Source organism: Spirosoma sp. 209 (genome assembly GCF_002006735.1).
GTDB classification, from domain to species: Bacteria; Bacteroidota; Bacteroidia; order Cytophagales; family Spirosomataceae; genus Spirosoma; species Spirosoma sordidisoli.
Map to the genome: position 1 here is coordinate 139340 of NZ_MVEC01000004.1, position 13011 is coordinate 152350.

Sequence of the window (13011 nt, forward strand, 5' to 3'; positions counted from 1 at the left end):
AAGCCACAGGATAGGCTTCTTCGGCAACAGACACCCCTGCCTGACCTAAATTCGCTTACCGTTGGCTCAACCGGAGCGGTATGTTCAGGCCATCTGTTTGCCCAAATGGCTACCAGGCCGACCAAGTAGTGAACAATCTAAACGAACACTGCTATGTTCATGCCATTTCGGGTTTCGCTGGCCGTTCCAGCCTTGTGTCTGCTTATCCTGGGCAGTTGTAAGAAAGACGAGGTCGACCCAACCAAAGGATTTTCTACCAGTATCCAGTCCCTTATTGCGCAGGATGACATCGAAACCCTGCGTCAGCGCGGCATGCCCATTTACGAAGGCACTGTGCCGCCCAATATTGAAGGCATCTACATGTCGGCTCCGCACGAGCTGGTCAGTCCCTACGGCCCTGACGATACCTTCAGGCCGGGCGATGAGTTCACCGATCTGATCCTCCGTTTTTCGGAGCAGACCAGTACTGACCAGCGGGCCAAAGTAGAGCTGAAAACGGGTAACTCGACCGGCGCGGGGCAGGGGGGCTTTATTGCCGGCAACGGGACCCAGTTCACGTTCTTTGCCGAAATCGACCTGAAATCTGGCGCTGCCACGGCCAAACAGATCCGGATATTTTCGGGTGAGATGACCAGCGACGGCATCAAGAACCTGTACACTACCCTGTACATGAAAAGTAAAAACGACCCCAGCGATGAGCTGATTCCGGTCGGTACGTCCCGCATCATCAAAGATGGCGACGGGCTGGCCAGCAAACGAACCTCGTTCCGCGCCGGTGCCGATGCGGTTGAGAAGCCCACCGACAGCGCAGGTCGCTAACCGCTCAGGCCATAGGCCAACCTTTTGTCCGGCGGGCGGTTCTTTCTTGAACTAGGGGTTGCACACCCGGTCGGGAGCCGGTAGTTTTGTGCAACCTACTTTTTCAATGCTATGACCGAATTGTTTACGGCTGAATCGATCATCAGTCTGTTGACCCTGACGTTCCTGGAAATCGTTCTGGGGATCGATAATATTATTTTCATTTCCATCGCGGCCAACAAACTGGCCCGTGAAGACCAGGCCAGGGCGCGTAACATCGGGTTGATCCTGGCTATGGGGTTCCGGCTGCTGCTGCTGATGGGAATCTCGTTCGTTATTTCGCTGAGCAAGCCGTTTACCCATATTGACTCGGGCTGGTTCCGGGCCGAGCTGACCGGGCAGAGCCTAATTCTGTTTGCGGGTGGTTTATTTTTGCTCTACAAGGCGACCTCCGAAATTCACCACAAGCTGGAAGGGCCGGGCGAAGACGAGGTGACGGGCCAAACAACGGGTAAGACAACGATCAGCAGCGTCGTGGCGCAGATTGCCATTACGAACATCGTTTTCTCAATCGACTCCATCCTGACCGCCATCGGGCTGACCCAGAACGTAACCATCATGATGATTGCGGTAGTGCTGTCGGTGCTGGTCATGATGTTCTTTGCCGGGCCGGTAGGGCGTTTCGTCAACGAACACCCGACCATTCAGATGCTGGGGCTGGCCTTTCTGATCATGATCGGGTTCATGCTCGTGGTCGAAGGGGCTCACCTGTCGGAGGTTGTTATTTTTAACCAGCCGATTGGTACGGTGCCCAAAGGGTATCTCTATTTTGCGATTGCGTTCTCGCTGCTGGTCGAGTTCCTGAACATCCGGCTGCGCAAGACGCAGAAGCCGGTTCAGCTACGCGGCTACGAAGGGCAACCCCTGCGCGACGGCATGGTCTGATCCTAAAACAAGTAACGTACCGGGGTCTGGGCAGCAAAACAGTGTAGGCTGCCCGGACCCCGGTACGGTTCCGAACCGCTGCGTAATTTGTCTCTCTCCGATCAACTTTCTGACATTATTAGTAGCCTGGGTGGCTTCGGGCCAATCGGCTGGCTATCGGTGGCCTTTTGTGGGCTGCTGCTGGCTGAGCTGCTGTTGCTGCGCGCAACCCCCAGCCAGGCGCGTCGGGTCATTGGCCTGCTTACCCTGCTGACGCTGGTCGTAGCCGGCCTGTGGGCTGTCCTGCTGCCCTGGCGCGGGTTTCTGTTCATGCGCCTGCTGTATGTCGATAATCAGGCGCTTTTCTTCCAGGTTGTCGTGGCGCTGAGCGGGGTGCTGGTTGTGGGATACGAGCGACTCATGGGGGCCGATAGTCGCGCCGATTCAGCGGGTAAACTGCCGCTCGAGTGGTATGCGCTGCTGGTGGCCATGACACTGGGGCTGTTTCTGATGACGCAGTCGGTCAATCTGCTCAGCCTATACCTGAGTGTCGAACTGGTTTCCATCTGTTCATACCTGCTGACGGCGCTGACCACCACCCGGAAAGCCTCGGAGGGCGGCATCAAGTACCTGCTCTTTGGTGCGGTCAGCTCGGCCATTATGCTGTACGGGATGTCGCTGCTCTACGGCATGACCGGTACGCTCGACCTGACTGCCGACGCCTTCGGGGCCGAGCTGGCCCGGCAGGATGCGGCCGTGGCCACGGTAGCGGTGCTGCTCACCCTGTCGGGGTTGTTGTTCAAGCTGGCGGGCGTACCCTTTCACGTCTGGACGCCCGATGCCTACGAAGCTGCGCCGGTGCCCGTAGCGGCCTTTTTCTCCGTAGCTCCCAAAGCCGCTGCGGTGCTGGTGCTGATGCGGGTCATCACGGCGCTGCCTGTCGAGTCGGAGAGCGGGGCGGCTACGGTGGGTACCCTGCAAACGCCCCTGGCCGTACTGGCGCTGGCGGGTATCCTGATCGGTAATCTTTCGGCGCTGCGGCAGACCGATGCCAAACGGCTCCTGGCGTACTCGTCCATTGCTCATGCCGGGTTTCTGCTGGTGGGGGTGGTGGCCCTGAACGAAGCGGGCTTTGAGGCCGTACTGTTCTACGCCGGTACCTACCTGTTCATATCGCTGGCTGCATTCTTTCTGATCGATCTGCTGGCCAGCAGTCAGGGGCATACGCTGGCCATCCGCGACTTTGCGGGGCTGGGCTCCCGACAGCCCGTCTTGTCGGTGGCGCTAACGGTGGTGATGCTGGCGCTGACGGGCTTACCGCCAACGGTGGGGTTTACGGCGAAGCTACTGTCCTTTTCGGCTCTTTACGATGCGTGGCAGCTGAGCGGAAAGCCGTGGCTGCTGGCTCTGTTTGCGCTGGGTCTGCTGAACGCCCTGATTTCGCTCGTTTACTACCTCCGTATCCCGTTCCTGCTGTTTTTCAGACCCATGCCGTCCACCGTAGGCGGAGAAGCATCGGCGGGCGTACTACCCCGGGGGGCGCTATGGCTGGCGGTGGGCCTGGTGGTGCCTATTCTGGCTTTTTTTCTTAAACCCGACTGGCTGGCGGGCCTGATTGCGAGCTGGTAAGTAATGCCCGCTGGCTCATTCTGCCCGGCTTGCTTCGGAAAACGCGCCCGGTTTTCGTTTCTTTGCGCCTGTTATGCCCGCGCTAAACCGACCGCTTCGCCAACCCATATCGACCAGGGGTTGGTTCGTATTGTCTGGATGCGCTGGTTTCCTACTTCACTAGTTCGCTTATGAATCCGGTTCTGGATATGTCTCTCGATGAGTTGTTTGATCAGTTCGATCGGCTCCGAGTTCTGATTGTTGGCGATGTTATGCTCGATTCCTACGTATGGGGGCGGGTTGAACGCATTTCGCCCGAAGCACCCGTTCCGGTTGTGACGGTAGACCGGCGCGAACGCCGGCTGGGTGGGGCGGGTAACGTACTCCTCAACGTACAGGCGCTGGGGGCCGAAGCGATCATCTGCTCGGTAATCGGTACGGATACCGCCGGTGATCAGCTCGAGCAGGAGCTCTGCGACCGGGGCCTCAACTGCGACGGGCTGATCCGGTCATCGTCCCGCATCACCACCATCAAAGAGCGGATCATTGCCAGCGCGCAGCAGGTCGTACGGGTCGATACCGAAACTGACAAATACATCACCGCCGACGAGCGCGCCCAGCTGGTGCAGAAAGCCAAAGAGCTGATTCCATCCTGTCATGTGGTGATTTTTGAAGATTACGACAAAGGGGTACTCAGCAAAGAAGCCATTGCCGAAATCACCGACTTCGCCAACCTGCAGAACGTACCGACGGTGGTTGACCCGAAGAAGCGCAATTTCCTGTCGTACCAGAATACCACCCTGTTCAAACCCAATCTGAAAGAGCTGCGCGAAGGGCTGAAAGTAGAGTTTGATGTCGACAACGCAACCGAATTCCGGGCGGTGGTCAGCCAGCTCAAAGAGACGCTGAATCTGAAAGGGGCCCTGATTACCCTGTCGGAGCGTGGTGCGTTCATCGACTATAACGGCGAAACGCTGAAACTACCCGCCCACGTCCGTCAGATTGCCGACGTGTCGGGCGCGGGCGATACCGTCATCAGCATTGCGGCCTGCTGCGTGGCCCTGAAGCAGTCGCCGGCCATTATTGCGGGCCTGTCGAACCTGGGCGGTGGGCTGGTCTGCGAGTCGGTGGGCGTCGTGCCGATCGACAAAGCGCAGCTGAAGCAGGAAGCCATCGAGACGGGGCTGCGGGCCGACTAGACCAGCGCCCAGCTCACAAAAAAAGCGAACCACGTAGCTGTGGTTCGCTTTTTTTGTGGAACAACTGACGGTTAGTAACCGGGGTTCTGGGTCAGCTGTTTGTTGGTGTCGATCTCGCGCTGCGGAATGGGCAGTACGAGGTTATTGGCGTTGTAGGGCGTGGTACCAACGGTGCCGGCCGTACGCTTGATGTCGGCAATCTGCTGCCCTTCGAAGGCCAGCTCCAGCCGCCGTTCGAGCAGCACGGCCGCCAGGTTCACGCTGGTGAGTGCGGGCGCAGCGGCCCGGGCGCGGATGAGGTTCACATCGGCCAGCGGAGTGGCACCGACGGTGGTGTTCAGGCGCAGGTTCGTTTCGGCCCGGACCAGGTACATCTCGGCCAGCCGGATAACCGGCACATCGCCAAAACGGTCGTTGAACTTGTTCGTGAACACGTTATTGTTGACGGTCGTAAAGAACTGGCCCCGCACATCGGCAGCCTCGTACAGCTGGCGGAATTTGGTCTGCACCCGGATATCGCCCCGGCCCGACACGCGGGTCGATCCGTAGTAGGTGTTGAGTGCGTTGCTGCCGTCCTGATCGGTAACCAGCACCTTGAAAATCGTTTCAGGCGAGGTATCGGTGAAGGCACCGGCAAAGGTGCTGGCCAGCGAGAACGTACCGGCGGTGATGGCGCGGTTGGCGGCATCGCGGGCACCGGCAAAGTTTTGCTGTTGCAGATACACGCGAGCCAGCATAGCCTGGGCGGCCACCTTGTTGGCAAAGCCTTTCGGGTCGGCCGTACCGGCAAAGGAAGCGGGCTGACTGGCCGGCAGCAGCTGTTCGGCTTTCGTCAGATCGTCAAGCACCTGCGCGTATACTTCGGCCACGCTGTTCCGCGGGCGGCTGTCGGCGTCGCCAATCGTTCCGGTGGGCGTCAGCACGAGCGGTACCCCCAGGTTGCTGGCGGGCGTACCGTCGTTGAAACTTTTGCCGTAAAACTTCACCAGTTCGAAGTACAGCGAGCCGCGCAGGAAGCGAGCCTGCCCTTCGTAGTTGTTCCGGTTGGCTGCGCTGACCTTATCCAGGTTGGCCAGTACGTTATTGGCCCGGTTGATGGCGTTGTAGCTGTCGAGCCAGAGGTCGCGCACGTCCACATTAGTGGTCGTGACGGTTTTGCGCCAGAGTTCATCCAGGGTGGTGAACGTTCCGCCGAAGACCACATCGCGGTTGTCGCCCAGCAGCTCGCCGGTATACTGGATGCCGCCCCCGTAGAGGTTCACATCGCTGATGCCGTCATAGGCGCCGGTAAGGGTAATCTGCACATCCCGTTCGGTGTTCAGCGCCTGGCTGGCGTCGATACTCTGGGTTGGCTGTACGGTCAGGCGGTCGTTACAGGCGGTCAGCAACAGGGTGCTCAAACCAACCAGCAATCCGTTTTTTATGTATGTATTCATAATCTGAAATGTCCGTTTGTCGATTGCTTAAAATCCGATGTTGATACCACCCGTGATGGTGCGGGCCTGGGGAGCCGTGTAGAAATCGTAGCCCTGCGCAATGTTGGTAACGATGTCATCGGCGTTAACCTCGGGGTCCCAGCCGGCATAGTTGGTGAAGGTCAGCAGGTTCAGGCCGGTTACGAATATCCGTACGTTGTTGAGCTTGGCCCGGCTGATCAGATTCTTGGGCAGGTTGTAAGCCAGCGTCGCATTCCGCAGCCGAACGAACGAACCATCGAGAATGAAGCGGGTTGATGGCTGGGCTCCGTTGTTGAAGAACAGACGGGCTTCCGGTACCGTCGTGTTGGTGTTCTGCGGAGTCCAGGCGGCCAGCTGATCAACGGTCTGGTTATCCTCGAAGCGACCGTTGGCCGACGAGAAACGACCTACGCCGTAGAAGTTGATCTTGTTGCCGAATACCCCGTTGAAGAAGACGCTCAGGCTAAACCCTTTGTAGCTGAAGGTGTTGGTGACGCCAGCCGTCCACTTTGGCAGCGGGCTGCCTGCCACTACGCGTTGCGCCTGGTTGTAGGTGCTCGTGGTGGTGCGGTCGATAGAACCGTCGGTACCGGTGGTATTCTTGTACCAGAGGGCGTTTCCGTTGGCCGGATCGACCCCCGCGTATTCGGGCGTAAAGAACACGCCCAGGGGCTGACCTTCAACGGCCCGGCTCATGGCGTTCAGGCCACCTTCGATAATCTGACCCTGTAAGTTCGTGATTTTGTTGCGGTTCGTCGACGCGTTCAGGCTCGTTGTCCAGCGGAAAGCACCCGTGGTATTTTCGGTGTTCAGCACAAACTCGAAGCCTTTGTTTTCCAGACTACCTACGTTCCGGAACTGGGTAGAGAAGCCGGTTGTGCCCGGCACGTTTACGTTCAGCAGCAGTCCCGTTGTTTGCTTGTTGTAGTAGTCGATTTCGCCGTTGATCCGGTTGTTGAGGAACCCGAAATCAAGACCTATGTCGGCCTGGTCGGTGGTTTCCCACTTCAGGTTGGGGTTAGCCAGCTGCGAGGGCCGCTGACCGGGCAGGCCCGCATAGCCGCCATCGCCGGTGAACAGACCCAGTTGCGGGAAGTTTTCAATTTCGGCGTTACCGGTGCGGCCGTAGCTGGCGCGGAGTTTCAGGAAGCTGATGCCGGAGATGTTCTTCAGGAAGTTTTCTTCGGTCAGTACCCAGCCCGCCGATACCGCCGGGAAGAAACCGTAGCGGCTGTCCTGCCCGAAACGCGACGAACCGTCAATCCGGGCGCTGACGCCCAGCAGATACCGGTCGGCAAACTTGTAGTTGGCCCGAACGAAGTAAGACAGGAAGCGGTAGTCCGTCTGGGTTGAGCTGGCGTTGGTTTTGCGCGCTGCGCTGGCCAGCTGCTTGTAGGCGTCTGAGGGGAAATCCTGTCCTTCGGCCAGGCTGGTTTTCCGCTGCGACTGCTGATAGGACATACCCAGTACGCCGTCGACCACGCTGCGGCCGAAGCTGGTGCCGTAGTTAAAGAAGTTGTTGGTCGTGTAGTTTTCGACGCGTACGTACCGGTTCGAGGCTTCGCCCAGGGGCGAGCCGCTGTTCCGCTGGGTTTTGCTGCTGTAATACAGCTCTTCCTGCTGGTTCAGCACGTCGAGACCAAATTCGGTCCGGAAGGTGAGGCCCTTAACGATACCCAACTGGCCGTATACATTGCTGATGTTGCGGTATACGGTGGTGTTGAAGTTCGAGTTACCCAGATTCACGATCGGGTTGTAGTAATAAGGAATCGAGATGTCGCCGGGGGGAGTACCTGCGGGCAGCCCGGTGGCCGGGTCCGTCGAAGGCGTCATCGGCGGCAGGGCCACCATCTGAACCGGGTTGTCGAACTGACGGTCGCCCGAGAGCCGCTGGTTGAACGTGCGCGACAGACCGGTGTTGAAACCAACCCGGAACCGATCCGAAATCTTATGGTCGATGTTGACCCGGCCCGAGTAACGCGTCAGGGCGTTGCCGATCAGTATCCCTTTCTGATCCAGAATCTGGCCCGACAGGTAGAACGTCGTTTTGTCGTTACCGCCGTTGATGTTCATATCATACTGCTGGAAGGGCGCATCCTGGTAAGCCAGATCGCCCCAGTTGGTGCTGGCCTGATTGGCGGTGCCGAAGGTGCCCAGTCCCTGCGTCAGGAAGAAATCTTCCATGTATGTCGTATACGAATCGGGGTCGTTGGCTGCGTAGCCGTCGATGCGGTCCGAGTTGGCTGCGGCCTGGCGGTAGAAATCTACGTACTGCTGGGTGTTGAGGAACTGTACTTTTCGGGTGGGTTCGCTCGAACCGGCCTGCGCGCTGAACGTCACGTTGGTGCGACCGGCGCGGCCTTTTTTGGTCGTAATCAGCACCACGCCGTTGGCCGCCCGCGAGCCATAAATAGCACCCGCCGACGCATCTTTCAGGATTTCGATCGACTCGATATCCTGTGGGTTGATGTCGCTCAGGGGGTTGGTGGCTGCGGCATTGAACGAGAGGTTATCGGTCGTTACCGGCGTGCCGTCAACCACGTACAGCGGCTGGTTGGAGGCCGATACCGACGACTGGCCCCGCACCCGTACCTGAATCCCCTGGCCCAGTTTACCGCTACCCGAGTTGACCTGCACTCCGGCGGCTTTGCCCTGGATGGCCTGGTCGAAGGTGGTTACGGGCTGATCCTGGATATCGGCCGGGCGAATCTTGGCAATGTTACCGGTCAGGTCGCGCTTGATTTGCTGCCCATAACCCGTGACGACGACTTCGTTCAGGTTGCGGACGTCGGCCTGCAGTTTCACGTTGATAACCGAACGGGAACCTACCTGCTCTTCGATACTGGCGAAGCCGATGAAGCTGAAGATAAGTGTAGCGTTATCGTCAACGTTAAGAGCATAGTTGCCATTGGCATCGGTCAGCGTACCCGTGGTTCGGCCTTTTACACTGACCGATACCCCTGGTAAGGCTGCATTATCATCTGACGACGTAACCCGCCCCGAAACAGAGCGGGTTTGTGCGTGACCCATCTGTACGGCCAGAACGAGCAATGGCAGTACAATTCGTAGAATTTTACTCATAATATGAAGTGGTTAATTCAACAATAACCGCAAAAGTAACGTTTGTCTATTGATTTATAAAGGATATCATGGTCGGTAATACATGCATATATCAGAATTATTATGCGCTTAAATAGAATTATACCAAATATTATACAATAGTATAGTTGTAAAATAGATTAAGTAAATGCTGAAGTATACTAACTTTGTGTTTCCGTACGATTAGGGCGTTTATGATTCGACTGGTTTGCTTTTTCCTGTGGTTACCCGCCTGCTTATGGATAGGCTGTGGAAATCTTGTGTCCACGCCCGCCCTCCGGCCAGCGGCCTATACGGCCTGGGTAACGGGCGATACGGCCGATGTACAGACACAACCGCTGGGCGGGCTTGTACTGGCCGGCGGAAGTACCGATGTCGACGCGGCCATGCGCTGGCTGTTGCAGCGCAGCAACCAGGGCGATGTGCTCATTATCAGGGCGTCGGGTAGTAATGGCTATAACGACTACCTGTTCAGCCGGCTGGGTGAGCGCGTCAACTCCGTCGAGACGATACTGGTAAACACGCGTGAGCTGGCCCACCATGCCGATATTGTCCGGAAAGTGCGCCAGGCCGAAGCGATCTTCTTCGCCGGGGGCGATCAGGCCAACTACGTCAACTTTTACCGGGCAACCCCGCTGGCCGATGCCCTGAACGAACGCATCCGGGCGGGAGCGGTGCTGGGCGGCACCAGCGCTGGCTGTGCTATTCTGGGGCAGATCTATTTTTCGGCGCTGCACGATTCGGTCGTTTCCGACGAAGCGCTGGCCAACCCGTTCGATCAGCGGGTTACGCTGGGGTATGCTGATTTTCTGAAACACCCGCTGCTGGCCAACCTGATCACCGACCAGCATTACACCAACCGCAACCGGCACGGCCGACACCTGACGTTTTTGGCCCGCGCTGCGGCTCAGACCCAACAACCCCGGGGTATCGGCGTCGACGAAAAAACGGCCGTTTGTGTGCTGCCCGACGGCAAAACGCTGGTATTCGGGCAGGGCAACGCCTATTTCCTGCAGGCTGCGGCCACATTGCCCGAAACGTGTACGCCCGGTAAGCCCCTCACCTGGAAAGCCGGCGCCAGAGCCGTACGGGTGGTGCGGGTAGCGGGTGCCGAGACGGGTACGGCCGGTTTCGATCTGCGCACGTTCCAGCCTGCCGATCCGACAGGTGTAACGTACTGGTATGCCGAAAACGGGCAATTGATTAAACCATAAACTACCCGGCCTGGTCCAACGTTTTAGAGAAGAACACTTCCGTAAACAACGACCATGAACCGCTATTTACTTGCCCTGCTGGTAGGGCTGGCGTGGGCACCGGACCTGCTGGCTCAGGTTCAGTATACCACACCGAAGCCCCGCGTCGACGACGTAAACGACACCGATGTGTCGATTCAACGGGTCGAGCTGACGGATCAGTACACGATCCTGTACATGAAATTTCAGGCCGCGGGTAGCCGCCGGCAGATTCCAGACCGGACCATTAGCAGTACCATTGGGTTTCAGCCATCGTCACGATTGTATGTCAATCAGGGCGAACGGTCGTACAAGTTTGTACGGGCCGAGAACATCCCGCTCGAAACCCGTCGGCGCGTTACCCCTGGCGAGTCGGTCGATTTTGTAGCGTATTTCGAGCGCATCGATCCGGGCTACACGGTATTCGACCTGTTCGAATGTAAGGACAGCTACGGATACGTTTGTTTCAACTTCTGGGGGGTGCATATCATCAACCCGCCCCGCCCGCCCAAGGATACCTACGCCAAACGGAGTCCGCGTCCGCCGGGGCCCGCAACGCCGGCGCCCCGGCCGCGTAGCCTGCCTCAGTCTGCCCCCGAAACCAAAACCCCGGCTCCCGTAACGCCGGCTCCCGTTCCGGCCAGTATATCGATAACCGGTATCACGCGCAACGCCAAAAGCCGTAAACCCATAACGGCCACGGTTAGCTACCAGCTGATCTCGGGCGCCGAAGCTGCAGGCGACGACCCCGCCGACTCGGTGCTGAGCGGCAGTCTGACCGGCAAGTACCAGATACCTGTCGACCGGCGGGGCGTTTATGCCGTTACGGCCTCGGCGCCGGGCTACTTCAGCCAGAGCGATACCCTGGCAACGAACCGGATCAACCTTACCCGCGACTTCGACCTGGTACCCATCGAGGCCGGCGCCACGGTCACGCTCCGTAATATCTATTTCAACGTGTCGAAATACGATCTCAAACCCGAGTCGTTTCCGGAGCTTAATCGGCTCGTAACCGTTATGCAGGATAACCCGACCATGCAGATCCGGCTCGAAGGACATACCGATACCGTGGGTGATTTCGATGCCAACGTGGAGCTGTCGCGCAACCGGGTCAACGCGGTGAAGCGGTATCTGGTCAGCAAAGGGATTGCCGCCGGGCGGATCGAAACGGTCGGCTACGGTCCGTCGCGGCCTATCAACACCAACCGCAGCCTGAAAGAGCGGCCCGAAAACCGGCGGGTCGAGATGGTAGTTGTAACGGTGTAAACCGAGACTCTACCTATGTCGTTTGACCTCAACGTTGTTCTGTCGCGTATCGACGAGGCCATCAGGCCATACCCCAAAGCGGCCATGTTCGAGCTGGCCGAACGTGGCTACGACAGCCTGTTCGAGCAGCTGATCTCCTGCATCGTGTCGATCCGGACGCTCGACGAAACAACCATACCCGTATCGTTGCGCCTGTTCGAGCAGGCCCGCACGCCGGAGCAGCTGCTGGCCCTGGATATCCCGACCCTGACGGCCTGCCTGTACGGCTCTACCTACCCCGACCAGAAGGCCTATACGATGCACGGCATTGCCGAACGGATCGTCAACGAATTTGGCGGGCAGTTACCGGCCGACTACGAAACGCTGACCTCGCTGAAAGGGGTGGGGCCAAAGTGTGCGAATCTGGCACTAGGGGTAGCCACGGGTCAGGCGGCTATCAGCGTGGATGTGCACGTACACCGGGTGGTCAACCGCTGGGGGTACGTCCAGACCAAACAACCCGAGCAGACCCTGAAGGTGCTGGAGAAGCAGGTGCCCCGCGAGCAGTGGGTGAACATAAACCGGCTGTTGATGCCCTTCGGTAAACACATCTGCACTGGCACCCTGCCCCATTGTTCTACCTGCCCGGTACTCAACTACTGTGAGCAGGTGGGTGTAGATCGGCATCGGTAAGGGGTTAACAATCAGGACTTCGTGTGATAAAAGTCACAGACGAGGACCTCGACGGCTGCGTACCTTGCTGGCTCAACCAGGCTTATTAATCACATGGAAGCGAACATGGGTTTTCTAGACAAACGCATCCGGCTGTCGATAGCCGCCATCGTCGTTCTGCTCATTGTCACACAACTCGTCACGGGCCTATGGGCCATTGTGTTGGGCATTGTGGCCGTTGTTTTCGCCCTGACCAGTATGACCGGCGTATGCCCTCTCTACACGGTCCTCGGCCTCCGCACCAACCGCCGAAAAACGAGTTCGGCCAAATAAGGCAGTTGTCGACTCGACCCTGTCAGGGGTAAACCCACCGACAAGGTCTGGCGAGCGATCGTATTATCAACCCTGTCAGTGGGTTTACCCCTGACAGGGTTGTTTAGGGAGGCCGGTATAAAATAACCCAGCCCTACATACGCCCTGACCAGCGAACGGGTGAGCACCTATAAAAAGCAAGTTGAAGAAATGGATCAACACTGGCCGTCGACAACGATCCGGCACGACCGTTCCGCTTACGCGGAGCAGAACACACGGGGTTAGTCGATCCTGTAAGGCCAGAAGCCGTACCGGGCAGCGTCCGTAAGATTGAGCACGCATCCAGGGGGAACAATAAAAAATGGTTTGCACAGCAGTGCAAATCATGTCGTGGTTTTGGTACTTACAGATGAGTAGCAGTCCCCGCGGTAGGACTGTTGAATGGTGAATCTTACATTAAGAAGA

10 protein-coding genes are annotated in these 13011 nt (G+C 58.1%); 8 read left to right on the forward strand and 2 right to left on the reverse strand.

Annotated features, from left to right (window positions below; genetic code table 11):
• Nucleotides 1-153 precede the first annotated feature (153 nt).
• From B1C80_RS08365 to B1C80_RS08380, 4 genes are all read left to right on the forward strand, one after another.
• Complete coding sequence (locus tag B1C80_RS08365) at nt 154-819, forward strand: hypothetical protein (protein WP_077920624.1); 666 nt, start codon at nt 154-156, stop codon at nt 817-819.
• 111 nt (nt 820-930) lie between these two features.
• Nucleotides 931-1743 carry a TerC family protein gene (locus B1C80_RS08370; protein WP_077920625.1) on the forward strand — a complete coding sequence of 271 codons (813 nt, stop codon included), beginning with the start codon at nt 931-933 and terminating at the stop codon, nt 1741-1743.
• An 87-nt stretch (nt 1744-1830) separates the two neighbouring features.
• Entirely contained in the window at nt 1831-3351 is a 1521-nt protein-coding gene (locus B1C80_RS08375; RefSeq protein ID WP_077920626.1) for an NADH-quinone oxidoreductase subunit N, read from the forward strand.
• A 170-nt stretch (nt 3352-3521) separates the two neighbouring features.
• A complete protein-coding gene (locus tag B1C80_RS08380) occupies nt 3522-4529 on the forward strand; it encodes a bifunctional heptose 7-phosphate kinase/heptose 1-phosphate adenyltransferase (protein WP_077920627.1) in 1008 nt (335 codons plus the stop codon).
• A 71-nt stretch (nt 4530-4600) separates the two neighbouring features.
• Here B1C80_RS08380 and B1C80_RS08385 read toward each other — a convergent pair whose 3' ends face one another.
• Both B1C80_RS08385 and B1C80_RS08390 read right to left on the reverse strand, forming a co-directional pair.
• Complete coding sequence (locus tag B1C80_RS08385; protein WP_077920628.1) at nt 4601-5965, reverse strand: RagB/SusD family nutrient uptake outer membrane protein; 1365 nt, start codon at nt 5963-5965, stop codon at nt 4601-4603.
• A gap of 27 nt (nt 5966-5992) precedes the next feature.
• Nucleotides 5993-9067, reverse strand: coding sequence for a TonB-dependent receptor (locus B1C80_RS08390; RefSeq protein WP_077920629.1), 3075 nt, complete (start codon nt 9065-9067; stop codon nt 5993-5995).
• 278 nt (nt 9068-9345) lie between these two features.
• Here B1C80_RS08390 and B1C80_RS08395 point away from each other — a divergent pair, with 278 nt between their 5' ends.
• From B1C80_RS08395 to B1C80_RS08410, 4 genes are all read left to right on the forward strand, one after another.
• Nucleotides 9346-10299 (forward strand): cyanophycinase, encoded by a 954-nt coding sequence (locus B1C80_RS08395; protein WP_161492739.1) that lies wholly within the window; start codon nt 9346-9348, stop codon nt 10297-10299.
• 54 nt (nt 10300-10353) lie between these two features.
• Entirely contained in the window at nt 10354-11583 is a 1230-nt protein-coding gene (locus B1C80_RS08400) for an OmpA family protein (RefSeq protein ID WP_077920631.1), read from the forward strand.
• Between the two features lie 15 nt (nt 11584-11598).
• The gene (nth, locus tag B1C80_RS08405) at nt 11599-12255 is read left to right on the forward strand and encodes an endonuclease III (RefSeq protein WP_077920632.1); all 657 of its coding nucleotides are present in this window, start codon (nt 11599-11601) and stop codon (nt 12253-12255) included.
• A 93-nt stretch (nt 12256-12348) separates the two neighbouring features.
• Nucleotides 12349-12567 (forward strand): DUF2892 domain-containing protein, encoded by a 219-nt coding sequence (locus tag B1C80_RS08410; RefSeq protein WP_077920633.1) that lies wholly within the window; start codon nt 12349-12351, stop codon nt 12565-12567.
• The last annotated feature ends 444 nt before the right edge of the window (nt 12568-13011 follow it).